The following is a 25,437-nucleotide window of genomic DNA, read 5'->3' as shown; positions in this document are numbered from 1 at the left end:
AAGAAAACGCCCACAAAAAACCGGGCGCAAGAAACTTGGGCCCGGTGATTGATTTTACGCGGTCTTGCGAAGCCGGGTCTTCCGCTTCTTCGTATAACCCGCATACGCGGTGGTTTCTACAATCGGAGGATGTTGTTTAACGATCCTGCGGCTGACGCCCACTCCCCGAATCCTTCGGACCTGCCGCTGCTCAAGAACCTGAACGCGGAGCAACTGGCCGCGGTCACGTTGCCCGCAGGCAACGCGCTGATCCTCGCGGGCGCCGGTTCCGGCAAGACCCGCGTGCTGACCACCCGCATTGCATGGCTGCTCCAGACCGGGCAGGTGTCGGCCGGCGGCATCCTCGCCGTGACCTTCACGAACAAGGCCGCCAAGGAAATGATGACGCGGCTGACGGCCATACTGCCCGTCAACGTGCGCGGCATGTGGATCGGCACCTTCCACGGCCTGTGCAATCGCCTGCTGCGTGCGCACTGGAAGCTGGCCAACCTGCCGTCCACCTTCCAGATCCTCGACACGCAAGACCAGCTCTCGGCCATCAAGCGGCTGATGAAGCAGTTCAACGTCGACGACGAGCGCTTCCCCGCCAAGCAGACCCAGTGGTTCATTGCCGGCGCCAAGGAAGACGGCCTGCGCCCCGGCGACGTAGAAGTGCGCAGCGACGACGACCGCAAGAAGGTCGAGCTCTACCAGCTGTATGAAGAGCAGTGCCAGCGCGAAGGCGTGGTCGACTTCGGCGAACTCATGCTGCGCAGCTACGAACTGCTGCGCGACAACGAACCGGTGCGCGAGCACTACCAGCGGCGCTTCCGCCACATCCTGATCGACGAGTTCCAGGACACCAACCGCCTGCAGTATGCGTGGATCAAGATGCTCGCCGGCAACACCGTCGGCGGCCAGTTCGAGCCCGGGCGCGACAACAGCGTGATTGCCGTGGGCGACGACGACCAGAGCATCTATGCGTTTCGCGGCGCGCGCGTGGGCAACATGACCGACTTCGTGCGCGAGTTCGACGTGCGCCACCAGATCAAGCTGGAGCAGAACTACCGCAGCTACAGCAACATCCTGGACTCGGCCAACGAGCTCATCAGCCACAACAAGAAGCGCCTGGGCAAGAACCTGCGCACCGACCAGGGCCCGGGCGAACCGGTGCGCGTTTACGAGTCGACCACCGACCTGGCCGAGGCGCAGTGGATGGTCGAGGAAATGCGCCAGCTCGCGCGCGACGGCTTCGAGCGCAAGGAAATGGCCGTGCTCTACCGCAGCAATGCGCAGAGCCGGGTGATCGAAACCGCGCTCTTCAATGCCTCGGTGCCGTACCGCGTGTACGGCGGCCTGCGCTTCTTCGAGCGCGCCGAAATCAAGCATGCGCTGGCCTACCTGCGCCTGCTCGAGAACAAGGACGACGACACCAGCTTCCTGCGCGTCGTGAACTTCCCGCCGCGCGGCATCGGCGCGCGCACGCTCGAAACCCTGCAGGACGCGGCACGCGCGGCCGGCCGTTCGCTGCACGACGCGGTGAGCGTGGTCGGCGGCAAGGCGGGCGCCAATCTCACCGGCTTCGTCGCCAAGATCGACGTGCTGCGTGAGCAGACGCAGGGCGTGAGCCTGCGCGAAATCATCGAGCTGGTGCTCGACCACAGCGGCCTCGTCGAGCACTACAAGGCCGACCGCGAAGGCGCCGACCGCATCGAGAACCTGGACGAACTGGTGAATGCGGCCGAGAGCTTCGTCACGCAGGAGGGCTTCGGCCGCGACGCCGTGGCGTTGCCGGTCGACGAACTGCGCCAGTCGCCCGCGAGCCAGGGCATCGACCTGACGCGGCCGGTGATCGACGAGCCGCTCGCGCCCGACGCCGAAACCGGCGAAACGCTGAGCCCGCTGGCCGCGTTCCTCACGCACGCGGCGCTCGAGTCGGGCGACAACCAGGCGCAGGCCGGGCAGGACGCGGTGCAACTGATGACCGTGCACGCCGCCAAGGGCCTGGAGTTCGATTGCGTGTTCATCACCGGCATGGAAGAGGGCCTGTTCCCGCACGAGAACTCGATGAGCGACTTCGAGAGCCTCGAGGAAGAGCGCCGCCTGATGTACGTGGCCATCACCCGCGCCCGCAAGCGCCTGTATTTGAGCCACTCGCAGACTCGCATGCTGCACGGCCAGACCCGCTACAACGTCAAGAGCCGCTTCTTCGAAGAGCTGCCCGAGGGCGCGCTCAAGTGGCTCACACCGAAGAACCAGGGCTTTGGCGGCGGCACTTCGGCCTTTGGCTACGGCGGCGGCTATGGCAGCACGCGCGGTGGAGGAGGGGGCAGTGGCGGCTATGGCGCCAACAGCTACGGCGGCGGCAGCCGCGAGAAGGACACCTTCGCCAGCCCGCCGGTACCACCGCAGAAGACGGCGCCCTCGCACGGATTGCGTTCGGGCATGCAGGTGTTCCACAACAAGTTCGGCGAAGGCACGGTCACCGCGCTCGAAGGCACCGGGAACGATGCGCGCGCGCAGGTCAAGTTCGCGCGGCATGGCATCAAATGGCTGGCCCTGTCGGTGGCCAAGCTCACGCCAATCTGAGGTTGCTACTAAAGCTATAGCTAACAATCCAGGCTGCTCGCGGCGCCGTGCCGCCCCGGCTGCTGAACCGCCGTAAACTCCGCACTCGCCAAACAAGGGGAGTCAGGATGTGGTTCATAGGCATCATTGCCGGCCTGTTCATCGGGGCGCTGTTCGAATCGGTTCCCGTGGCGCTGGTGCTCGCGGTGGCTGGTGCGTTCCTGTTGCCGCGGGTGATCGGCAAGAAGAAAGCCCCGCCGCATCGCACAGAAGCTGAACGCATCCCGGGCCAGGCTCCCGCGGACCCAGCAGTCGTCGACGGCGGCATGATGAAGCTGCAGCGGCGCGTGACGGAACTCGAAGAGCGGGTCGCCATGCTCGAGCGGCGGCTGACGCAAGGCGCGGGCGATATTGCGGTGCAAGCCACTGAACTGCCTGCGGTGCCGGAAGTCACGCTGGCCGAAGTGCCATTGCCGCCAGCCCAGCCCTTGGAGGTGCAACGGCCGCAAGTCGCCGTCGTGCAGGTTCCGAGGCCGGAGGCCGCACCCGGGCCGGCCGCTCCGGCAATTCCGGTCGCCAAGCCGCCGGTAGCCGCCCCCGCACCCGTGCGCCGCCCGCCGCCTCCACCCCCGGTCCCGCTGCGAGACCGTCTCCCCGCGCCGATTGCCAACCTGATCTTCGGCGGCAACATGCTCGTCAAGCTCGGCGTGCTGATCCTGTTCCTTGGCCTGGCTTTCCTGCTGCGCTACACGGCCGAACGCGTGACCGTGCCGATCGAATTGCGCTACGCGGCGGTGGCGCTGGTCGGTGCCGGCTTGCTGGTGCTGGGTTGGTTGCTGCGCAACAAGCGCGCGGGCTATGCGCTGATCCTGCAGGGCGCGGGCATCGGCATCTTCTATCTCACGACGCTCGCGGCCATGAAGCTCAGCGGCCTGCTGCCGGCCAGCGTCGGCTTCGCATTCCTGTTCGGCGTGGCGGTGCTGAGCGCCGCGCTGGCGGTGCTGCAGAACTCGCCGGTGCTGGCGATCGTCGCGGCGCTCGAGGGCTTCGCCGCGCCGGTGCTGGCGTCCACCGGCTCCAACCAGCCGGTGGGGCTCTTCACCTACTTGCTGGTGCTCGACATCGGCATCGTGCTGATCGCCTGGTTCCGGGCCTGGCGCGTGCTCAACCTGATCGGCTTCGTCGGCACCTTCACGCTGGCCGCCGGCTGGGCGCACAAGTACTACACCGACGACCAGTACGCGACGGTGCAGCCCTTCCTGATCGTCTTCTTCCTGCTGTTCACCGCCATCGGCCTGCTGTTCGCGCGCCGCACGCTGTTCGACGCGCCGGTGCAGCCCGCCCAGCCGCTGGCTACCCGCGCGCTCGACACCCTGCGCCGTGCGGGCCGGGTCGACAGCTCGCTGGTGTTCGGCACGCCGATGGTCGCGTTCGGCATGCAGGTCCTGCTGATGCGTCCGTGGGAATACGGGGCCGCGTTCTCGGCGATGGCGCTCGCGGCCTTCTACCTCGTGCTGGGGCGGCTGGTGTTCGCCACCCAGCCCAAGGGGCTGGCGCTGCTCGCGGAGGCCTACGCCATCGTCGGCGTGATCTTCGGCACCCTCGCGATTCCGCTGGGCCTCGAAGGGCAATGGACCGGCGCGGCCTGGGCGGTCGAGGCCGCTGGCATGTACTGGCTGGGCGCACGGCAGCAGCGGGCGTATGCGCGCGCTTTCTCGTTCGTCGTGTTTGCCGGCGCCGTGCTGAAGCTGCTGGAGGCCACGCGGCTCGACGCAGCGCCGGGCCATCCCTTGCTCGATGGCTCGGTGATCGGCCCTGTGCTCGTGGCCGTCAGCGCATTCGCGATGTGGGCCATCCATCGCCGCGCGAGGCTCGACGAAGGCAAGGGCGTGGAGGCCGTGGCCGGCGGCGCCTTGCCGTGGCTCGGCATGGCCGCGCTCACGCTGCTGCTGTGGCAGTGGTGCACGCCGCCGTGGGCCGCCGCCGCCACGGCAGTGCTCGCCTCGGTCACCTTTGTGGTGGCGATCCGCTTCGCGTTGTCGCCGCTCGCGCAGGTGAGCTTCGGCATGCAGGCGCTGGCGGTGGTGGGTTTCATCGCGACGCTGCACCGCACCGGCGAGATCGTCGACGGGCGCGTGCTCGAAAGCGGATGGCAGGGGGCCGTGGCTGCCACTGTCATCGCGCTCAGCGTGCTCGGCAGCGCCGCGTGGTCGATGCTGCAGGCGCATCGCGCCGCGTTGGCGCGCGGCGTGCAGCCGGCGTGGTCGACTGGCAATGTGGTCGGCGTGCTGGCCGGCGTGAGCCTGCTGCATCTGGCGATGCTGTTCCAGTTGAGCCTTGCGCAAGCCGCGCTGCTGTGGCCGCTCACCGCCACGGTGGTGCTGTGGGTTGCACTGCGCATGGCGCATTTCCCGCTCGCCGCGCTGGCCGGGGTGCTGCAGGTGATCAGTGCGCTCGCATTCGGCGCGACCCAGTCGGCCGAGCTCGATGCAGCCGGCGCACCGGCCTTCGCCAGCCTGAGTTTCTGGACGCCCGTGGTGCTCGGCCTGGCCGCACTGCTGGCAGGCGACTGGCTGCGCGACGAGGCAAGGCCTCGCGTGAGCGAGCCTGCCGGCTCGGCGCGCAAGCGCTGGGCCAATGCGTGGTGCGCCATTCCGGTGGTGCTGTGGGCGCCGGTGGTCTGGGGGCTCGGCTGGTGGCTGTTCGGCATGCTGGACGAAAGCGTCCGCGTGCTGGATCGTCATGGCCTTTCGAGCCATGTGCCCGCCGCCGCGATGGCCGTGGTGCTCGTCACCTCCGCGCTGGCAGCCTTGGTTGCGCACCGCCGCGACTGGTCGCAGCTCGGCAAGGCGACCATCGCCACCTTGCCGGGCTTCGGCCTGATCGCGGCCTGTTGCATCGTGGGTGGCCCGACGCTGTTCTACGTGCCGTCGAGCGCGCTGGGCTGGATCGCCTGGCCGCTCGCGCTCGCCTGGCATCTGCGCTTGCTGCGCGCGCAGAAGCAGTGGTTCGAGGCCTGGGTGCTGACGCCGTTCCATGTCGCCGGCTTCTGGCTCTTCCTGCTGCTGGCCGCGCGCGAATGCCAATGGCAGCTCGGCCGCGTCGGCGCCGAGTGGTCGAGCTGGCAACTGCTGGGCTGGGCGATCGTGCCGGCGCTGGTGCTGTGGGCGATGCGCTCGCGCGCGCTTCTGCAACGCTGGCCGCTTTCCGAGTACCGCCCCGCCTACCTCGAGCTGGCCGCGACGCCGGTGGCGGCGTACCTGCTTGCCTGGGTGTGGGTGACGAACGCCGTCAGCCCTGGCGACGCTGCACCGCTGCCTTATGTGCCACTGCTGAATCCGCTCGAACTCGCGCAATGGCTCGTGCTGTTTGCGCTGGTGCTGTGGTGGCGTGCGCTGCCGACGGCGTCGTTCGCACGCGTGCAGCCGATGGTCGCGAAGGGCGCGGCCGGCTTCACCGGGCTTGCGCTGCTGACCGGCATGGTGCTGCGCACCTGCCACCACTATGCGGGCGTCGAATGGCGCTTCGATGCGCTCTATGCCTCATGGCTCACGCAGGCGGCGCTGTCCATCACCTGGGCCGTCTGCGGCGTGGTCGCGATGGTGCTTGGCCATTCGCGCCGGGTGCGCACGCTGTGGGTGGCGGGCGCGGCGCTGCTTGGCGTGGTGGTGCTGAAGCTGTTCTTCGTCGAGCTGGCGGACCGGGGCGGCCTGTTCCGCATCGTGTCGTTCATCGCGGTCGGGGCCCTGCTCCTGCTGGTGGGGTACTTCGCGCCCGTACCTCCGAAGCGGGAAGAGCCACAGGATGCGTCGGAGAAGGCGCCAGCGGAAGGCGGGGCGGCATGAGCCAATATCGTTCATCGATGCGGGTGCTCCGCACAGGCACCGCGCTCCTGGCCGTGATGGCCGGGAGCGCCGTCGCACAACCTGCAACCACGGCGCCCATCACGCTGCAAGGCTCGGGGCCGTATCACCGCCTCACGCTGCCGCTGTCCATCCATAGCCGCGCCGCCTATGCCGACTTGCGCGACCTGCGGGTGCGCAATGGCGCCGGCCATGCCGTGCCCTATGCATGGCTGCGCAACGAAGCCGCGACACCGCGAACCGCTTCGCGGAACGTGCCGATCTTCGCGTTGCCCGGTGTCGATGCCAGTGCGGCGTCCGGCGATGCGGCGCTCGCCTTCACTGTGCGCCCCGACGGCTCGCTGGCGCTTGAAGGCAAGGCCGCCAGCCGGAAGGTGACCGACGCGGCCCAATGGCTCATCGACCTGAGCCAGGTCAAGGGCAGCCTGCTGCAGGCGCGCTTCGAGATTGCGCCCGACGCGCGCGGGCTGTTCGCTTTCCATCTCGAAGCCAGCGACGACCTGCGGCGCTGGCGCCCCGTGGGCGGCGAGGAGCAGCTCGTGCGGCTGTCCCACGGCGGCCAGGCCATCGAGCGCCTCGCGGTCGACCTGGGCAACCTGCGCGCGCGCTTCCTGCGCTTGCGCTGGAGCGATCCGCAGCACGGCGTGGCGCTGACCGGCGTGGGCATCGACAGCGTGCAGGAGGTCGAGCCGGTCGCGCCGCTCGAATGGTCTGCTTCGCTGAAGCCCGAGCGCTGTGCCACCGACTACTGCGACTACCTGCTGCCGCGCGGCCTGCCGGTGCAGAGCCTGCGCATCGACCTCGCCGACATCAACACCTTGGCGGAGGTGGCGATTTCGGGCCTGTCCGATCCGGTGCCCGCGTCATCCGCCGTGCCGCCGCGACCTGTGCCGCTCAATCCGCTCTATGCACTGAGGCATCGGCAGCGCCAGCCGGTGCAACGCCCGGCCCTGGCGGACGAAACTCCGCTGGTCGATACCGTGGTGTACCGGCTCGCGCAGGCAGGCGGTGAAGCGCGTTCACCGGTGCTGGCGCTCGATGGAGCGGTACATGCGCGGCTGCGGCTGCGGCTGCGCACCTCGGGCCCGGTGAGTGTGCTGGGTGCCACGCCGCCGACCATCGCCGTGGGCGCGGTGCCGCGCACGCTGGTGTTCCTGGCGCAAGGCGCGGCGCCGTTTTCGCTGGCATGGCGCTCGGCGCCGGAAGCCGCGGGCACCGTGGAAGGCGCGGAGCCCGGCGCGCCGCTGGCGCTGTCCACGCTGATTCCTGGCTATGCGGCGGACAAGCCCGTTGCCGCCGACGGTGCATCGGTCGAGCTGCCCCTGATGAGTGTTGCCGCCGCCGTGGCGCCAGCGGTCCGGGCGCAAGCCGCTCCCGTACGGGAGTCGTCGCGCAAGTGGTGGCTGTGGGGGGCTCTGGGTGCCGGCCTGCTGCTGCTGGCCGGAATGGCGTGGTCGCTGTTCGCGAGCCTGCGCAAGGAGAAGGAACGGGCCGCGGCCGACTGATCCGATCCGGCGATGGCCGCAGCGGGCCGTCTTCAGTTCGGATCGAAGGTGTCGCGGAAGGTGAACCAGGTGGAGCTCAGCGACATCGCCGCGAGCACCAGCGCCGTGCCGATGATCAGGATGTTGCCCACCGCCAGCGCGGCACCGCCGGCGCCCAGCGCGCCCACGCCGACCAGCACAGTGGCCACCAGCCCCATGCCGATGCCGGCACCAGGAACACGCCGAACCACGCGATGCCGAACAGCGCATAGGCGCCGAAGTTGCGGAACAGCGCGACGATGCTGAAGAAAATGCTCTTCACCGGCTCCACGCGGTGCCAGTGCACCAGCGCCGGCGCGTGCCACATGGCCAGCGACAGCGGCAGGTTCAGGCACATCAGCAGCATGCGCGAGAGCTGGAAGTCGCTGCTGGCAAACACCTCGGGTGTCAGCGGGTCGTCGAGCAGGTAGGCCTTTGCGAGCAGGCCGCCGTCGACCAGCGTGGTCACCAGCACGGCCAGCACGAAGTACACGGCGGAAATGACGCCAAGCACCAGCAGCGCGCGCCATTCGGCGCGCATGGCGGAGAACACCGCCACGAGCATCGCGGAACCCGTGGGCCGCCGCGCGTCACCGGCGCGGCCGGCGCCTTCGGCGTTGTCCGTGTAGGCCACCGACGTGGCCACCATCAGGCCCAGCGTCATGAACGGCACCAGCGCCGGCGCGACGATGCTGCCGATCACCGGCAGGATCGACACCGTCGACATCATCGCCATCAGCAGGAAGAACAGCGAGATGAAGGCCAGCGGCTGCCGCCAGAAGGTCTTGAGTCCGAGGCGGACCCATTCGGCGCCGGTTCGCGCCGGCACGAGGTTGAGTTTCATGGGTGAGGGTCAGGCTGCCATGAGCGGCGCGAGCGCCTGGGCCATGGCATGCGGGTGGGTGGCGCGGTCGCGCAGCACGCGCTCGAAATGCGCGGGGTCGTGGGGCTTGAGCATGCTCGCCTCGCGCGGCAGGTGGAAGTCCCAGAGGCGGGAAATCCAGAAGCGCAGAGCGGCGGCACGCAGCATCGCGGGCAGCAGCGCGCGTTCAGCCGCGTTCAGCGGGCGCACGGTTTCGTAGGCCGACAGGAGGGCGTCGGAACGCTCGGCGTCGTGGCGGCCGGTCGGCAGGTCGATGGCCCAGTCGTTCAGGCACACGGCCAGGTCGAACAGCCAGGTGTCGGTGCCGGCGAAATAGAAGTCGAACACGCCGGTCAGGCGGGGCGGGGCGCCTTCGTCGCTGCCGCCGGTCGCGAACATCACGTTGTCGCGGAACATGTCGGCATGCACCGGCCCGCGCGGCAGCGCCGCATAGGCAGACGATTCGGCGACGTGGTTCTGGTAGGCCAGCTCGGCGCGCAGCAGCGTCGCCTGCGATTCCTCGATGTACGGCAGCACCACCGGCACCGTCTCGTTCCACCAGGGAAGGCCGCGCAGGTTGGGCTGGATGCGGGGGTAGTCGCGGCCCGCGAGGTGCATGCGCGCGAGCATTGCGCCCAGTTCGGCGCAGTGGGCGGCGCCGGGCGCCAGCTCGCTGCGTCCGGAAAGCTTCTGGACCACCGCCGCTGGCTTGCCGGCGACGGTGTGCAGCAGGTCGCATGCGGCTTCGGCAGTGCCTGCCGCGGGGGACGGCCCCTTCCTGGCAACCTTCTCGGGTGCGGGCGGCTCGGCCACCGGCGCGGGCACCGGCAGGCCGGCACTCGCCAGATGCTTCATCAGGCAAAGGTAGTAGGGGAGTTGCTCGGCGTTCAGGCGCTCGAACAGCGTGAGCACGAACTCGCCGGACTCGGTGGTCGCGAAGTAGTTGGTGTTCTCGATGCCGCCCTCGATGCCGCGCAACTCGCGCAGCGGGCCCAGGCCCAGGCGTTGGACGAGCGCGTCTGCCTCGCCGAATTCGACTTCGGTAAAAACTGCCATGACGGGGCTCAGCGCCGCGTTGCGCTTGCTGCTGCGGAAACGGAGAAGCGCACGGTCAGAACTTCATCACGTTCCAGACGCGGGGGCCGTTGGCGCCCGTTTCCGTGGAGCCCTGGCGTCCGGTGGCGGCATCGGCGGGGAGCACTTCGTAGCCGGGCATGTTCGACTTGGGCTTGACGTTGATGCTCTGCGTACGGCCGCCGTAGCGGACTTCATCGACGGTGGCGGCGCTGTCCTCGGTGTGCAGGTTCTCCACCTTCTGGTTTCGGCGGCCTTCGGCGGCTTGCTCCTGATTTTGTAGCGGTTCGCCCGGCGGTGCGGCTGCCGGTGCGGGCGCGGGCTGTTGCGCATGCACGGTGGCGGCAAACGGGGTTGCGAAAGCCAGCGCCAGCAGGATGCGGCGGGCGACCAGGAGTGTGGAGCTAGGCATGCGCTCATTGTAGGCGTGCGCCTGCACGGGGGTGTCGGTTTGCACCTCGTCCCGGTGTGGTTCCGCAGGCCAGGCCGGGCACGGCAAAATGCCTCGATGACCGACAAGAAAACGCTGCTGCTCGTGGATGGCTCGAGCTACCTTTACCGTGCCTTCCATGCCATGCCCGACCTTCGGGCCGTGCCCGGCGACCCGAAGAGCCCGGCCACCGGCGCCATCCGGGGAATGATCAACATGATGACCGCGCTGCGCCGCGAGGTTCGCGCCGACTACGCGGCCTGCATCTTCGACGCACCCGGCAAGACTTTCCGCGACGACTGGTACCCCGAATACAAGGCCAACCGCTCGCCGATGCCCGACGACCTGCGCAGCCAGATCGACCCCATCCATGAAGTGGTCAGGCTGCTCGGCTGGCCCGTGCTCAGCGTGCCCGACGTGGAGGCCGACGACGTGATCGGCACGCTCGCCAAGATCGCCGCCGCGCAGGGCGTCGAGGTGATCGTCTCCAGCGGCGACAAGGACCTGAGCCAGTTGGTCGACGAGCACATCACCATCATCGACACGATGAACGGCAAGAAGCGCGACGTGGCCGGCGTTACGGCCGAGTTCGGCGTGCCGCCGCACCTGATGGTCGACTACCAGACGCTGGTGGGCGACTCCGTCGACAACGTGCCCGGCGTGCCCAAGGTCGGTCCCAAGACAGCAGCCAAGTGGCTGCTCGAATACGGTTCGCTCGACGCGCTGGTCGAGCGCGCCGCCGAAGTGAAAGGCGCCGCCGGCGAAAACCTCCGCGGGGCGCTCGACAAGCTGCCGCTGAGCAGGCGCCTGGTGACGATCCGCACCGACTGCGACCTCGACGGCCACGTCGCCGGCCTGCCGTCGCTCGAAGGCCTGCCGGTCGGCGCGCCGCAGACGGCCGAGCTCAAGCCCTTCTACGAGAAGTTCGGCTTCAAGAGCCTGGTGAAGACGCTCGAGGCGCAGGAAGTGCCGCCCGAGCTGATCGAGGAAAGCATCAAGAAAAAAGCCGGTGCCAAGGCCAGCAAGGACCAGGGCGGCCTGTTCGACGAGCCCGCCGACCTGTCGGCGCTGGAGGCGGCCGCCCCCGCGAGCAATCTCAAGTACGACACCATCATGACCTGGGAACAGTTCGATGCGTGGCTCGCCAGGCTCGACGCATCGGAACTGGCCGCCATCGACACCGAGACCACCTCGCTCGACGAGATGGTCGCGCAGATCGTCGGCGTGAGCTTCAGCGTCACGCCCGGCGAGGCGGCCTACATTCCGCTCGCGCACAACTACCCCGATGCGCCCCGGCAGCTGCCCATCGACGAAGTGCTCGCCAAACTCAAGCCCTGGCTAGAGAACGGCGACAAGAAGAAGCTCGGCCAGCACATCAAGTACGACCGCCACGTGTTCGCCAACCACGGCATCGAGGTGCAGGGCTACGCGCACGACACCATGCTGCAGAGCTACGTGCTCGAAGTGCACAAGCCGCACGGCCTGTCGAGCCTGGCAGAGCGCCACCTGGGCCGCAGCGGCATCTCGTACGAAGACCTGTGCGGCAAGGGCGCGCACCAGATCCCCTTCAGCCAGGTCGACATCGCCAAGGCGGCTGAATATTCCTGCGAAGACAGCGACCAGACGCTCGACGTGCACAACACCCTCTGGCCCCAGCTGGAGCGGGACGAAAAGCTGCGCTTCATCTACCAGCTCGAAATGGATTCGAGCGAGGCGCTCTACCGCATCGAGCGCAACGGCGTGCTGATCGACGCGCCCACGCTGGCCTCGCAGAGCCATGAACTCGGCACGCGCATCATGGCGCTCGAGCAGGAGGCCTACGAAATCGCCGGCCAGCCTTTCAACCTCGGCTCGCCCAAGCAGATCGGCGAGATCTTCTTCACCAAGCTGGGCCTGCCCGTGGTCAAGAAGACGCCGAGCGGCGCGCCCAGCACCGACGAGGAAGTGCTCGAGAAGCTGGCCGAGGACTACCCGCTGCCGGCCAAGATCCTCGAGCACCGCGGCCTGTCGAAGCTCAAGGGCACCTACACCGACAAGCTCGGCCAGCTCGCCAATCCGCGCACCGGCCGCGTGCACACGCACTATGCGCAGGCCGTGGCGGTCACCGGGCGCCTGAGCAGCAACGACCCCAACCTGCAGAACATCCCGATCCGCACGCCCGAAGGCCGCCGCGTGCGCGAGGCCTTCGTGGCCCCCGCCGGCAGCGTGATCGCCAGCGCCGACTACTCGCAGATCGAGCTGCGCATCATGGCCCACATCAGCGGCGACGAGTCGCTGCTGCGCGCCTTCACCGAGGGCATCGACGTGCACCGCGCCACCGCGGCCGAGGTGTTCGGCTCCACGCCCGGCGAGGTGTCGAGCGAGCAGCGCCGCTATGCCAAGGTCATCAACTTCGGGCTGATCTACGGCATGAGCAGCTTCGGGCTGGCCAAGAACCTCGGCATCGAGACCAAGGCCGCGGCCTCGTACATCGAGCGCTACTTTGCGCGCTACCCGGGCGTGAAGGCCTACATGGACGAGACCAAGGCGCTGGCCAAGGAGCAGGGCTACGTGGAGACCGTGTTCGGCCGGCGCCTGTATCTGCCCGAGATCAACTCGCCCAACGGCCCACGCCGCGGCGGCGCCGAGCGCGCGGCCATCAACGCGCCTATGCAGGGCACCGCGGCCGACCTCATCAAGCTGAGCATGGTGAAGGTACAGAACGTGCTTGACGAAGAGAAGCGCGGCACGAAGATGATCATGCAGGTGCACGACGAACTGGTGTTCGAAGTGCCCGAGGCAGAGGTCGAATGGGTGCGCACGGAAGTCCCGCGCATCATGGCCGGCGTTGCCGCGCTGAAGGTGCCGCTGCTCGCCGAGATCGGCGTCGGCCCCAACTGGGACAAGGCGCACTGAAAACCACGCTCGAAGACAAGACGAAAGAAAAAGCCTCCCCAATGAAATTCCCCCATCGCAAGCTTCTGCACACCGCCGTCTTTGCCGTCTGCGCCGCCACGCTCGGCACCGCCTTCGCCGCCCCGGACGCCCGCATCGCCGCGCTCGCCGCCAAGGAAAAGCCGGCGCTGCTGGAGACGCTGAAAGACCTGGTCTCCATCGAGTCGGGCAGCCGCGACCTCGAGGGGCTCGAGAAAATCTCGAACCTCATCGCCGACAGGTTCAAGGCACTGGGCGGCGAGGTCGAGCTGATCGACCCGAGCGCCGAGGCCTACCGCATGGAAGACACGCCCGAAAAGATGGGCCGCGTGGTGCGCGCCACCTTCAAGGGCACCGGCAAGAAGAAGATCCTGCTGATCGCGCACATGGACACGGTCTACACCGTCGGCATGCTCAACAAGCAGCCGTTCCGCATCGAGGGCGACAAGGCCTACGGGCTGGGCATTGCCGACGACAAGCAGGGCGTTGCCGTCATCACGCACATCGTGTCGATGCTGCAGGCGATGAAGTTCAAGGAATACGGCACGCTCACCGTGCTGATCAACGGCGACGAGGAAATCAGCTCGCCCGGCGCCCGCGCGCTCATCACGCGCATGGGCGCGGAGCACGACGCGGTCATGTCCTTCGAAGGCGCCTACGTCAAGGAAGACAAGCTCTCGCTTGCCACCGCCGGCATTGCCTCGGTCACGCTGCATGTCACGGGCAAGGCCTCGCACGCGGGCTCCGCGCCCGAACTGGGCGTGAACGCGCTGTACGAGCTGTCGCACCAGATCCTGCAGATGCGCGACCTGTCCGACCCGGCCACGGGCCTCAAGATGAACTGGACCATCTCGAAGTCGGGCAGCAACCGCAACGTGATCCCGGCCAGCGCCACGGCGGGCGCGGACGTGCGCGTGCTCAAGGTCAGCGACTACGACCGCATCGAGCAGCAGGTGAACGAGCGCGTGAAGAAGCAGCTGATTCCCGAAGCCAAGGTCCAGCTGAATTTCGAACGCCGCCGTCCGCCGCTGGAAGCCACCGACGCCTCGCGCGCCATGGCCCGGCATGCGCAGCAGATCTACAAGGACGAACTCGGCCTGCCGCTGGGCGCGGACGACAAGGCTGCCGGCGGCGGCACCGACGCGGCCTTCGCGGCGCTGAAGACCAAGGCGCCAGTCATCGAGCGCTTCGGCCTGCAGGGCTTCGGCGCACACTCGGCCGACGCCGAATACGTGCTGCTCGACTCCATCGAGCCGCGCCTGTACCTGGGCACCCGCATGGTGATGGACATCGCCCGCGGCAAAACCGCCAACGGCAACTGAAGACCCGCCCGCCGCCCGCGATGCGCCTGCGCCACATCGAAGTCTTCAACGCGATCATGCTCACCGGCAGCGTGAGCGCGGCGGCGCGGCTCATCAACATCACGCAGCCGGCGGTCAGCCGCACCCTGCAGCATGCGGAGCTGCAGCTGGGCTTTCCGCTGTTCCAGCGCGCCAAGGGGCGGCTCACGCCGACCACCGAGGCGCTCACGCTGTATCCGCACATCGAGCGCCTGTTCGCGCAGCTCGACGAGGTGCAGCGGCTTGCCTCCAACCTGCGCACGGCGGGCGACTCGGGCGAGCTGCGCATCCTGAGCGTGCTGGCGCTGAGCTACGAGATCCTGCCGCGCGCGCTCAAGGCCTTTCGCGAACAGTACCCGGGCTATGCGATCACGGTCGAGTCGCTGCACTCGCCGCAGATCATGTCGGCGCTGCTGCTGCAGGAGGCCGACGTGGGTTTCGCTTTCAGCCCGGCGGTGCATCCTTCGCTCACGCAGGAGTCGCTGGCCGACAGCCGCATGGTGTGCATCGCGCCCAAGGGCATGCTGCCTCGCGCGCTGCTGCGCAACGGCTCGGTGGCGCTGCATGACCTGATCGACCGGCCGGTGATCGGCCTGGACAGCCGCGACCCCGTCGGCACCAGCCTGAGCCAGGCTTGCCGGCAGGCCGGCGTGGGCTTCCAGCAGGCGGTGGTGACGGTGCAGACCTACCACGCAGCCTTGGCCATGGCGCACCACGGCATCGGCATCGCGCTGATCGACGGCTGCACCGCGCGATCGGCAGACCGCGAGAAGGTCGACGTGCTCATGCTGGAGCCGCACATCCCGGTGCCGATAAGAGCGCTGCGCTTCGCGGGGCGGCCCGATTCGGTGGTCGTGCGCGGCATCACGCGCTGCATGCAGCAGGCGCTGCAGGACGCCGTCTAGCGCGCTGTTCCGTTCGTGCCGGTCATTCCGCCAGCGCCCGCGCAATCCTCTGCGCCGAGCCGAAGGCCAGCGTGAACCCCAGCGCGCCGTGGCCGGTGTTGAACAGCATGTTCGACGGTGCGCTGGCCAGCCGGCCGATGATCGGCAGGCCGGTCGGCGTGGCGGGCCGCATGCCGGTCCAGGGATGCAATTCTTCGAATCGGCTCGCATGCGGGAAGAGGGCGCGCGTCGCTGCCTCAAGCGTTTGGATGCGCGTGGCCGGAATGCGCGCGTCGTGCCCCACCAGCTCGGCCATGCCCGCCACGCGCAGGCGCGAGCCGATGCGTGCGAACACCACCTTGCGCGCGCTGTCCGTCACGTTCACGCGCGGTGCCGCGCCGGGTGCCGGATCGACATCGACCGTGATGCTGTAGCCCTTGAGCGGATACACCGGCAGGTAGGCGCCGAGCAGGCGGCCCAGCTTGTGCGAGGCGGCGCCCAGCGACATCACGAAGGCATCGGCCTCCACGTCGCCGCCGCTGGTGCGCGCGGCGGCGATGCGCTTGCCGTTGCGCGCGAAGCCGTGCACGTCGGTGCCGAGCATGAAGCGCACGCCGCGTGCGCTGAGGGCGCGCATCAGCTCGGCGCACACCTTGAGGCAGTCCGCCGCGCACTCGCTCGGCGTGTAGACCGCACCCGCCATCTGTCCGCGATAGCCTGCCAATGCAGGTTCGATGGCGACGCATTCGTCGGGCGTCACCAGCCGCTGTTCACTGCCCATGGCGCGCTGGAGTTCGAGCTGCGCACGCGCGCCTGCCAGCGATGCCGCACTTGCATAGAGCACCAGCTTGCCCGTGGCGGAGAAATCGCAGTCGGGCGAAATGCCGGCCTGCATCGCCTCGAAGCCTGCGCGGCTTTCGGCTGCAAGCGTCAGGAGTTGCGCCGTGGTGTGCTGCGAGGTTTGCGCGTTGCAGGCGGCCAGGAACGCCATGCCCCAGCGCCACTGCAGCGGGTCTAGCTGTGGCCGCAGCTTGAGCGGCGAGGTGGGCGAGAGCAGCAGCTTGGGCAACTGCTTCCAGATCGACGGATCGGCCAGCGGCTGCACGTAGGAATAACTGAGCTGCGCGCCGTTGCCGCCGCTGGCACCGGCCCCCGGGCTTGCGCGATCGATCACCGTGACCTGGTGGCCCTGGCGTTCCAGCTGCCAGGCCGTGGCCAGGCCAACGATGCCGGCACCGAGCACACACACATGCATTGGGACAACTTTCCGGGAGTGATGAAGAAAAAAGAATGAGGCGCAGCGCAGACTTTAGAGCCGCGCGGCGCCCGCCGTCCATGCCAATAGCACGCTGCCCCATAGCCAAAGTGCATGCCCGAGAGACCTCGTTTTGCACCCATAACCTTTGGGCATGGCCCGGGTTTCAATTGGAATTGTTCGCCTGGGCCGGTCCTTCCTACACTGACCTTCTGTTCAATTCAAACGAACGAAGGCTCGAATGAAACTCTCTGTCCTGATGGCTTCCATGGCCGCGGCGGTGCTCTTCACCGCCACCGGCGCGCAAGCCGCCGACACGCTGGCCAAGATCGCCGAGTCCGGCAAGATCACGCTCGCCTATCGCGAGTCGTCGGTGCCTTTCAGCTACCTCGAGGGCCCCGGCAAGCCGATCGGGTTTTCGGTCGATCTTTCGAATGCCGTGGTCGAGGCGGTGAAGAAGAAGCTGAACAAGCCCAACCTGCAGGTTGCGCTGATGTCCGTCACTTCGCAGAACCGCATTCCGCTGATCACCAACGGCACCGTCGACCTGGAGTGCGGTTCCACCACCAACAACACCGCGCGCGGCAAGGACGTGGCCTTTGCCATCAACCATTTCTATACGGGCACGCGCCTGCTGGTGAAGAAGTCCTCGAAGATCAAGGACTACGCCGACCTTGCGAGGAAGACCGTGGCCAGCACCACCGGCACCACCAATGTGCTGGTCATGCGCAAGTACAACAGCGAGAAGAACCTCGGCATGAACATCGTGCTGGGCAAGGACCACGCCGACTCCTTCCTGCTGCTGGAGAGCGACCGCGCCGTGGCCTTCGCGATGGACGACATCCTGCTGTTCGGCCTGATCGCCAATGCGAAGACGCCGGCTGACTTCGAGGTGGTGGGCGAGTCGCTGCAGGTCGAGCCCTATGCCTGCATGCTGCCCAAGGACGACCCGGCCTTCAAGAAAGTGGTCGACGACACCTTCGCCGCCATGATGAAGAGCGGCGAGTTCGAGAAGCTCTACGACAAGTGGTTCATGCAGCCGATTCCGCCGAAGGGCGTGCCGCTGAACCTGCCCATGAGCCCGCAGCTGAAGGACAACCTCAAAGCACTGAGTGACAAACCGGCGACCTGATTTCGGTGCCGTGGAAAGAAGAGAACAGAGAAGGACATGGCAGTGACGCAGGTGGTCGGGATTCTTGGGGGCATGGGCCCCGCGGCGGGCGCCGATTTCGTCCGGCTCTTCGTGCAGGCCTGCGCGCAGCAGATGCGCGCGCGCGGCGAGCCGGTGCGCGACCAGTCGTTTCCGGAGCACTGGCTCGCGCAGGTGCCGGTGCCCGACCGCACCGAGGCGCTGGCCTCGACCGAGCAGGGCGCGCACCAGCCGCTGGAGCCGATGCTGCAGGCGCTGGGCCGGCTGGCCGCGCTCGGCAGCCGGGCCGTGGCCATCGCCTGCAATACCGCGCACGCCTGGCATGCCAACCTGCAGGAGCGCTTTCCGCAGGTCGAGCTGCTGCACATGGCGCGCGAGACCGCTCGGCAGCTGTCGTCGCAGGGCGCGACCGGCGTGGCGCTGATGGCCACCGAGGGCACCTACCGCGTGCGCCTCTATGAGCAGGCGCTGGCCGAAGCGGGCCTGGGCTGCCACATCCCGCTGGCGGAAGAGCGCCGGACCATCACGCGCGGCATCTTCGACGGCGTGAAGGCCGGCAACATGGCGCTGGCCGAACAGTGCTTCTCCGAAGTGGCGCTGCGGCTCGCCGAGCGCCACGGGCCGGTGACCATCGTCATGGGCTGCACCGAAGTGCCGCTGGGCCTGCAGGGCTCGGCCGCCGTGGCGGGGCTCGACCTGATCGATCCGGCACAGGTGCTGGCCGCCGCGCTGGCGCGCCGCGCCTACGGCGTGGACCAACCCCACTGAATTTCCGGGCATGGAGGCCGCCGGCCGAGCATTGCCTGCATTGCGGCGGTGCGTTTTTCGCGCATCGCCTTGTCTGACCAGCAAGGCCGGCTGGTCGGCCAGCCCGGCGAACTGACCCGGCGGAAAAGATCAGGGGATCCCCCTTGACACGGTTGATAAGATGAAAGCTGCTCTGGCCAACGGGACTCCGGCGGCCAGGGCTTCGAGCTTCGTCGTGTACCCCGAAGCAGGCCACGCATTCCATGCCGACTACCGCCTCAGCTACCTCAAGAGCGCGGCGGACGACGGCTGGCAATGCGCCACGGCCTGGTTCAAAGCCAATGGGGTCGCCTGAACACGGCGCCCTGTAGCCACCCCCGCCGAAGGCCGTCCGATGTGACGGCCTTTTTCTTTTTTATGATCGGGCAACGGCCCCGAGACTGTCTCGGTGGCCGTCCCTCTTGCGCAAGCAGCTATGAATTTGATAGTCATCATCGTGGCAACCCTGGTTGCCGGTATCGGGAGCGTCTGGCTCGCGGCCCTGTTGCTGAAAGTGGGCGTGCGCAGTGGTTCGGGCGGCGTCAACCCGCAGCACCTGCTGAGCCTCGCGGCGGGCGCGCTGCTTGCCACCGCCTTCATGCATCTCCTGCCCGAGGCCTTCGAAAGCGGCATCGAGCCCGCGCTGCTGTTCGCGGTACTGCTGTTCGGGCTGGTCTTCTTCTTCCTGCTCGACAAGGCCGAGCTGTGGCACCACGGCCATGAACATCACCACGGCAGCGAGGCCGACGCGCATGCAGGGCACGACCATGGCCACGATCACGGACATGCCCACGGCCATGGCCACAGCCACGACGACACCCCGCGCACCGGCGGCTGGGCCGTGCTGACCGGCGACAGCGTGCACTGCTTCGGCGACGGCATCCTGATCGCCTCGGCCTTCACGGCCGACATCCGCCTGGGCCTGGTGGCCGCCATAGCGGTGCTGGCACACGAGATCCCTCACCACATCGGCGACCTCGTGGTGCTGCGCCAGAGCTCGGCCAACCAGCGCGCCGCGCTGGTGAAGGTGTCGCTCGCCGGCACCATGACCACGCTCGGCGGCATCGTGGGCTGGTGGCTGGTCGACCAGTTGCATAGCTGGCTGCCGTATTTCCTGGTGCTGGCCGGCAGCAGCTTCGTCTACGTGGCGCTGGCCGACCTGATTCCGCAGTTGCAGAAACGCCTGCCCGCCCGCCAGACCGCCGCGCAGATCCTGTGGCTGGCCGCTGGCATCGTGCTGGTCACCGGCGTGAGCCGCCTGGCGCACGGCGAGCATGGCCACGATCACGGCCACAACGACCCCGGGCACGGCGAACACGGCCACGTGCACAAGGACTGACACGCCGGGCGGGAAACTTTCCGACACCGACGCTGCGTGCCGGATGAACCGGAACGGCTGAAACAGGCGCACCATAGGGGGCCTGTCAGCAATCAGCCGAGGAACCGAATCATGAACAACGTCGACGCCACCGCGCGCTCCGCTTCGCCCTCCGACGACGATGAGGACAACACGCCAGCCGACGACTTCGAAGAAATCGAGAGCGATGCCTCCGACGACCTGTCGGACGAAACCGGCATCGATCTCACCGATGCGAGCGAACTCGATGCCGACAACGTGCCGGCGGACGAGGAATTCGATCGCGTGATGAACGCACCGGATTGACCCTGGAGGCGGTGCCCCGGGCGGCTACGCTCGGTGCATGCGCCTTTTTCACTTCAGCGACGACGCTGGCATCGATCGCTTCGACCCCCGCCCTGTCCGCACGCCGGCCCAGCGCCGCCCGGGCATGGAATGGCTCAACGGCCCGCTGGTCTGGGCAATTGCCGAAGACCACCAGCAGCTGTACCTCTTTCCCAGGGAGTGCCCGCGCATCGTGATGTGGGCGCACGCCGGCACCAGCGCGAGCGACCGGCAGGCATGGCTTGGCGATGCGCCACCCGACATCGCGGCCGTTGCATACGTCGAAGCGCGCTGGCTGGAACGGCTCGAGCACGCGGTGCTGACGCGCTACGAATTGCCGCACGATCACTTCGTGGACATCGACGACGTCGGCATGTGGGTGTCGCGGGCCGCGGTAGTGCCGCGCGAGGTCACCCGTTTGTCCGATCTGCGGGCCGAGCTGGCCGCATGCCGCACCGAACTGAGGGTGGTCGACTCCCTTCTTCCACTCAAGCCCGTATGGCAATCGTCGATGCACGCCAGCGGCATCCGGTTGCGGAACGCTGTTGGCTGGGCATAGGCGCGTTTGCTCCTGCTCCTCAGGAAGCGGCATCCCGCCGCGTGATCACCTGCCCATTGCGTGCCCCGCTGTGCACGCCGTCGCGCCAGGTCACGGCGCCATTCACGATAACTGCGTCAATGCCTTCGGCCGGCTGCATCGGTGTTTCGTAGTTCGCTGTGTCGCGCACCGTCGCGGCGTTGAAGATCACCACGTCGGCGTGGTGGCCCGGCTTCAGCGTCCCGCGTTCGTGCAGGCCGAAGTTGCGAGCGGTGAGGCCGGTCATCTTCCACACGGCAGTTTCGAGCGGGAACAAGCCGATGTCGCGGCTGTAGTGGCCGAGCACGCGCGGGAAGGTGCCCCACAGGCGCGGATGGGGCTTGTCGCCTAGCGGAATGCCGTCGGAGCCGATCATGGTGTCGTCGAACGCGAGGATGCGCTGCACGTCTTCCTCGTCCATCATGAAATAGATCGCGCTGCCGGGTTGCAGCCGCTGCGCGGCTTCTTCGCCCGACACGCCCCATTCGGCCGCGATGTCCTTCAGGTCGCGGCCGGCGCACTCTGGGTGCGGCACGCTGGACGCGATGAGCACGCGGCCTTCCATCATTCCGCGGTCGGTGCGGATCATGGTGGAGCCGGCGGTGTAGGGGTAGCAGTCGAGCCCGATGCACTGGTGCTGCATGGCCTCCTTGATGAAGGGCAGCGTGACCTTGGTCTTGCCGAAGTTACGGGTGTTCTGCACCTTGTGGTGCGATACGACCACCGGGATGTCGAGCGCGCGGCCGATCTGGAAGGTTTCTTCCAGCGACTCCATCACGCGGTCGCTCTCATCGCGCATGTGGGTCACATACAGCGCCTTGCGCGCGGTGAGCGGGCGGCCGACTTCGATGATTTCCTCGGTCGTGGCTTTCACGGCGGGCGGGTAGAAGGTGCCGGTCGACATGCCGATGGCGCCGGCCTGCATGGCTTCTTCGACCAGCGCCTGCATGGCGGCAATTTCGCTGTCGTTGGCGGGGCGGTCGAGGTCCGCCATGACGACAGCGCGCAGGGTCGAGTGGCCGACCATCGCGGCGACGTTGACGGAAGAGGGCGTGGCGCGCAGTGCCTCAAGGTAGGCGGCGAAGCTGGTGAAGCGGCCTTCGGCGGGCGAGTCGAGCAGGCTCAGCGGCATCGGCAGGTCCATGTCGATGCGCAGCGGCGCGGCGCTGATGCCGCAGTTGCCGGCGACCACTGTGGTCACGCCCTGCGAAACCTTGAAGGGCATTTGCGCCTGGGACAGCACGGCTTGGTCGTCGTGGGTGTGCGAGTCGATGAAGCCGGGCGCGACGATGCGGCCGGTGGCGTCGATGGTCTGTTTTGCGGTGTGGCCTGAGAGCTTGCCGATGGCGGCGATGCGGCCTGCCGTGATGCCTACGTCGGCGTCGAAACGCGGCGCCTTGGTGCCGTCGATGACTGTGCCGCCGCGGATCAGGAGGTCGTAGTGGGGAAGGGGTTCTGTCATGTCGATCCTTTCGTGTGATTTTTCCGGGCCGTCTTTTTTCAGGGCGCATGCACAGGTCGCCGGGTACTCCCCTCCGCGAATGTCCCCCGTCGGCGTGATCGCGCCACGAACAACTGACCTGAGCAACAAGCAGAGTCATCTCAGCGAAAGTGGCAAGCAACCCAATGCCCGCCGTTGGAAGACGAAGGCCGTTCGCTCAACTCGGGCACCTTCTCCTTGCACACCGCCTGCGCCATCGGGCAGCGCGTGTGAAAACGGCATCCCGAGGGTGGATTGGCGGGGCTCGGTGGATCGCCCTGCAGCAACATGCGTCGCGCGGGCGTGCGTGGGTTGGGTACGGGCACGGCCGACAGCAGGATCTCCGTGTACGGGTGCAGCGGCGCCGAGAACAGCGTGTCGCGGTCCGCGATTTCCACGATGTGCCCGAGGTACATCACCGCCACGCGATGGCTGATGTGCCGCACCACGGCAAGGTCGTGTGCCACGAAGAGATAGGCGATGCCGAACTCCGCCTGCAGGTCCATCAGCAGGTTGACCACCTGCGCCTGCACCGACACGTCGAGCGCGGACACCGGCTCGTCGCACACGATCAGCTTCGGGTTCAACGCCAGCGCGCGTGCAATGCCCAGCCTCTGCCGCTGGCCGCCCGAGAACTCGTGCGGATACTTCCTGGCCGCCTCCGGCCGCAGGCCCACGCGCGAGAACAGCCACTGCACCCGCTCGCGCCGCTCGGCCGCGCCGCCCGTGCCAAGGCTGCTGAAGTTGCGCATCGGCTCGGCCACGATGTCGCCGGCCGTGAGGCGCGGGTTCAGCGAGGCGTACGGGTCCTGAAAAATGATCTGCAGGTCGCGCCGGCGCATGCGCATGTCTTCGGAAGAGAGCGTCAGCAGTTCCTCGCCTTCGAGCTGCACCGAGCCTCCGCTGGGCTCCACCAGCCGCAGCACGGACTTGGCCGTGGTCGTCTTGCCGCAGCCCGACTCGCCGACCAGCGACAAGGTCTCGCCGCGCGCCACCGAGAAAGACACGCCGTCGACCGCCTGGATCGGCGGCTTGCGCGGGCTGAGCCAGCGCTTGGGCGCGGTGTAGTGCTTGCGCAGGTCGCGCACCCGCAGCAGCGGTGCCGTGGTCGTCGTCGTCATGCCGTCACCTCTTCCACGCCTGACCATTGTTCTTCGACGGCGAAGCAGGCGACCACATGGTCGCCGCCTTGCCGGGTGAGTTGCGGCGCCTCGGCGCGGCAGCGTGCACGCGCATGGCTGCAGCGCGCCGCGAAGGCGCAGCCGCGCCCCAGTTCGTGCGCGGCCGGCACCAGGCCCGGTATCTCGGTGAGCCGCGTGCTCGCGGTGTTCATCGCGGGCATCGAGGCCATCAGCGCGCGGGTGTAGGGGTGCAGCGGGCGGTCGAACAGGTCGACCACGTCGGCTTCTTCCACCTTCTTGCCGGCATACATGACCACGACGCGGTCGCAGCTCTCGGCCACCACGCCCAGGTCGTGCGTGATCATCACCACGCCCATGCCCAGCTCCTTCTGCAGCCGCTTGATGAGGTCGAGGATCTGCGCCTGGATGGTCACGTCGAGCGCGGTGGTCGGCTCGTCGGCGATCAGCACCTCGGGGTTGCAGGCCAGGGCCAGCGCGATCATCACGCGCTGGCGCATGCCGCCCGAGAGCTGGTGCGGGTATTCGTTCACGCGGCGTTCGGGCTCGGGGATCTGCACCACGCGCAGCATCTCGACCGCGCGCTTCATCGCATCGGCGCGGCTGGCCTTCTGGTGCAGCTGCACCGTCTCGGCGATCTGCCGGCCCACGGTGAGCACCGGGTTCAGCGATGTCATCGGCTCCTGGAAGATCATCGAGATGCGGTTGCCGCGGACCTGCCGCATCTCGCGTTCGCTGAGCTGCATCAGGTCGGTGCCGCGCAGCCGCACGGCGCCCATGTGGCGGCCCGGCGGCGTCGGCACCAGCCGCAGGATCGACAGCGCGGTCACGCTCTTGCCGCAGCCCGATTCGCCGACCACGCCCAGCGTGCGGCCGGCGCGCACGGTGTACGAGACACCGTCGACCGAGCGCACCACGCCCGCCAGCGTGTGGAAGTGGGTGCGCAGGTTGTCGACCTCGAGCAGCGGCTCGCCCGGGGCGAGCGCGGTGTGGGACATGTTGATCGTCATTGCATGCCCTTCACAGTTGCCGTGCCAGGCGCGGATCGAGCGCGTCGCGCAGGCCGTCGCCGAGCAGGTTGATGGCCAGCACCGTGGCCGCCAGCAGCAGCCCCGGGTACAGGATGATGTGGAAGGCCACGGTCACGAAGTTGCGGCCCTCGGCCATCATGTTTCCCCAGCTCGGCGTCTGCGAAGGCACGCCCACGCCGAGGAAGGACAGGGCCGCCTCCGTCAGCACCGCGGCGGCGGCCACGAAGGTGGCCTGCACCACCAGCGGCGCCACGATGTTCGGCAGCACGTGGCGCACCAGGATGGTCGGCAGCCGCGTGCCCACCGCATGCGCAGCCTCCACGAAAAGCTGCTCGCGCAGCGTGAGCGCCAGCGAGCGCACCAGCCGCACCACGCGCGGAATCTCCGGCACGGTGATGGCGATGATCACCGTCGTCAGGCTGGCGCGCGTCACGGCCATCAGCGCGATGGCCAGCAGGATGCCTGGGATGGCCATGAGCCCGTCCATCACGCGCATCACCGGCCCGTCGGCCCAGCGCACGAAGCCCGCCACCAGCCCCAGCGCGATGCCGAAGAAGGTAGCGAGTACCGCCACCGTGGCACCCACGATCATCGACACCTGCCCGCCCCATACGGCGCGGCTGAACACGTCGCGGCCCAGCGCGTCGGTGCCGAACCAGTGTTCGGTCGAGGGCGGCTGCATGCGCGCGAGCGGGTCGATGTCCTGCGGGTCATGCGTGGCGATCCACGGCGCGGCAATGGAAAGAGCGGCAATCGCGATCAGCAGCAGCGCGCCGATGATCAGCGTCGGGTGCTTGCGCACCCAGCGCCAGCGCGGCGGCACGAAGGGCGCTTCATCATCGGCCGGGGCAGCCGCGGTGGCGGGGGCTTGTGCGGTGTTCAAGGGGAGGACCGTGGACATT

At 68.0% G+C, this 25,437-nt stretch carries 18 protein-coding genes and 2 pseudogenes; 12 read left to right on the top strand and 8 right to left on the bottom strand.

The window, feature by feature from the left end; all coding sequences use genetic code 11:
* The first annotated feature begins 129 nt into the window (after positions 1 to 129).
* The 3 genes from ACQY8B_RS16475 (at position 130) to ACQY8B_RS16465 (ending at position 7,915) form a co-directional block, all read left to right on the top strand.
* The gene (locus tag ACQY8B_RS16475) at positions 130 to 2,568 is read left to right on the top strand and encodes a UvrD-helicase domain-containing protein (protein ID WP_422087700.1); all 2,439 of its coding nucleotides are present in this window, start codon (positions 130 to 132) and stop codon (positions 2,566 to 2,568) included.
* 107 nt (positions 2,569 to 2,675) lie between these two features.
* Complete coding sequence (locus ACQY8B_RS16470) at positions 2,676 to 6,392, top strand: DUF2339 domain-containing protein (RefSeq protein ID WP_422087699.1); 3,717 nt, start codon at positions 2,676 to 2,678, stop codon at positions 6,390 to 6,392.
* Positions 6,389 to 7,915, top strand: coding sequence for a DUF3999 domain-containing protein (locus ACQY8B_RS16465; protein ID WP_422087698.1), 1,527 nt, complete (start codon positions 6,389 to 6,391; stop codon positions 7,913 to 7,915). The genes ACQY8B_RS16470 and ACQY8B_RS16465 overlap by 4 nt, the downstream gene beginning before the upstream one ends.
* Positions 7,916 to 7,947: 32 nt before the next feature.
* On the opposite strand, the pseudogene ACQY8B_RS16460 reads toward ACQY8B_RS16465, so the two are convergent.
* From ACQY8B_RS16460 to ACQY8B_RS16450, 3 genes and pseudogenes are all read right to left on the bottom strand, one after another.
* Positions 7,948 to 8,777, bottom strand: a pseudogene (locus ACQY8B_RS16460) (BPSS1780 family membrane protein).
* 9 nt (positions 8,778 to 8,786) lie between these two features.
* A complete protein-coding gene (locus tag ACQY8B_RS16455) occupies positions 8,787 to 9,851 on the bottom strand; it encodes a homoserine kinase (protein WP_422087696.1) in 1,065 nt (354 codons plus the stop codon).
* A 55-nt stretch (positions 9,852 to 9,906) separates the two neighbouring features.
* Positions 9,907 to 10,281: a hypothetical protein gene (locus tag ACQY8B_RS16450; RefSeq protein ID WP_422087695.1), complete on the bottom strand. Its 375-nt coding sequence runs from the start codon at positions 10,279 to 10,281 to the stop codon at positions 9,907 to 9,909.
* A gap of 96 nt (positions 10,282 to 10,377) precedes the next feature.
* Here ACQY8B_RS16450 and polA point away from each other — a divergent pair, with 96 nt between their 5' ends.
* Genes polA through ACQY8B_RS16435 form a run of 3 tightly spaced genes read left to right on the top strand, consistent with a single transcriptional unit; the run spans position 10,378 to position 15,457 of the window.
* The gene (gene polA / locus ACQY8B_RS16445) at positions 10,378 to 13,194 is read left to right on the top strand and encodes a DNA polymerase I (protein ID WP_422087694.1); all 2,817 of its coding nucleotides are present in this window, start codon (positions 10,378 to 10,380) and stop codon (positions 13,192 to 13,194) included.
* Positions 13,195 to 13,235: 41 nt separating this feature from the next.
* Positions 13,236 to 14,534, top strand: a complete 1,299-nt coding sequence (locus ACQY8B_RS16440; protein ID WP_422087693.1) for a M20/M25/M40 family metallo-hydrolase — start codon at positions 13,236 to 13,238, stop codon at positions 14,532 to 14,534.
* 20 nt (positions 14,535 to 14,554) lie between these two features.
* Positions 14,555 to 15,457, top strand: coding sequence for a LysR family transcriptional regulator (locus ACQY8B_RS16435; RefSeq protein WP_422087692.1), 903 nt, complete (start codon positions 14,555 to 14,557; stop codon positions 15,455 to 15,457).
* A 22-nt stretch (positions 15,458 to 15,479) separates the two neighbouring features.
* On the opposite strand, the gene ACQY8B_RS16430 is transcribed toward ACQY8B_RS16435, so the two are convergent.
* Positions 15,480 to 16,691: a D-amino acid dehydrogenase gene (locus ACQY8B_RS16430; protein WP_422087691.1), complete on the bottom strand. Its 1,212-nt coding sequence runs from the start codon at positions 16,689 to 16,691 to the stop codon at positions 15,480 to 15,482.
* Positions 16,692 to 16,932: 241 nt separating this feature from the next.
* Between ACQY8B_RS16430 and ACQY8B_RS16425 the strand changes: the two genes are divergently transcribed.
* The 6 genes and pseudogenes from ACQY8B_RS16425 (at position 16,933) to ACQY8B_RS16400 (ending at position 20,867) form a co-directional block, all read left to right on the top strand.
* Complete coding sequence (locus ACQY8B_RS16425; protein WP_422087690.1) at positions 16,933 to 17,823, top strand: transporter substrate-binding domain-containing protein; 891 nt, start codon at positions 16,933 to 16,935, stop codon at positions 17,821 to 17,823.
* Positions 17,824 to 17,859: 36 nt separating this feature from the next.
* Positions 17,860 to 18,609 (top strand): aspartate/glutamate racemase family protein, encoded by a 750-nt coding sequence (locus ACQY8B_RS16420; RefSeq protein WP_422087689.1) that lies wholly within the window; start codon positions 17,860 to 17,862, stop codon positions 18,607 to 18,609.
* A gap of 118 nt (positions 18,610 to 18,727) precedes the next feature.
* Positions 18,728 to 18,943, top strand: a pseudogene (locus tag ACQY8B_RS16415) (dienelactone hydrolase family protein); the annotation flags it as partial.
* A gap of 120 nt (positions 18,944 to 19,063) precedes the next feature.
* Positions 19,064 to 19,966, top strand: a complete 903-nt coding sequence (locus ACQY8B_RS16410) for a ZIP family metal transporter (protein WP_422087688.1) — start codon at positions 19,064 to 19,066, stop codon at positions 19,964 to 19,966.
* A gap of 111 nt (positions 19,967 to 20,077) precedes the next feature.
* Entirely contained in the window at positions 20,078 to 20,290 is a 213-nt protein-coding gene (locus ACQY8B_RS16405; RefSeq protein WP_081266868.1) for a hypothetical protein, read from the top strand.
* A gap of 37 nt (positions 20,291 to 20,327) precedes the next feature.
* The gene (locus ACQY8B_RS16400) at positions 20,328 to 20,867 is read left to right on the top strand and encodes a DUF6886 family protein (protein WP_422087687.1); all 540 of its coding nucleotides are present in this window, start codon (positions 20,328 to 20,330) and stop codon (positions 20,865 to 20,867) included.
* A gap of 19 nt (positions 20,868 to 20,886) precedes the next feature.
* On the opposite strand, the gene ACQY8B_RS16395 is transcribed toward ACQY8B_RS16400, so the two are convergent.
* The 4 genes from ACQY8B_RS16395 to ACQY8B_RS16380 form a co-directional block, all read right to left on the bottom strand.
* Entirely contained in the window at positions 20,887 to 22,347 is a 1,461-nt protein-coding gene (locus ACQY8B_RS16395; protein ID WP_422087686.1) for an N-acyl-D-amino-acid deacylase family protein, read from the bottom strand.
* Between the two features lie 140 nt (positions 22,348 to 22,487).
* Complete coding sequence (locus ACQY8B_RS16390) at positions 22,488 to 23,486, bottom strand: ABC transporter ATP-binding protein (protein ID WP_422087685.1); 999 nt, start codon at positions 23,484 to 23,486, stop codon at positions 22,488 to 22,490.
* Positions 23,483 to 24,514 (bottom strand): ABC transporter ATP-binding protein, encoded by a 1,032-nt coding sequence (locus ACQY8B_RS16385; protein ID WP_422087684.1) that lies wholly within the window; start codon positions 24,512 to 24,514, stop codon positions 23,483 to 23,485. Before ACQY8B_RS16385 ends, ACQY8B_RS16390 begins: the two co-directional genes overlap by 4 nt.
* A gap of 10 nt (positions 24,515 to 24,524) precedes the next feature.
* A complete protein-coding gene (locus ACQY8B_RS16380) occupies positions 24,525 to 25,436 on the bottom strand; it encodes an ABC transporter permease (RefSeq protein WP_422087683.1) in 912 nt (303 codons plus the stop codon).
* Between the last annotated feature and the right edge of the window lies 1 nt (position 25,437).

This window comes from Variovorax sp. (assembly GCF_965279555.1).
Lineage (GTDB): Bacteria > Pseudomonadota > Gammaproteobacteria > Burkholderiales > Burkholderiaceae_C > Variovorax.
The sequence above is the reverse complement of the archived record's forward strand: the minus strand, read 5'-3'. Positions and strand labels throughout refer to the sequence as shown.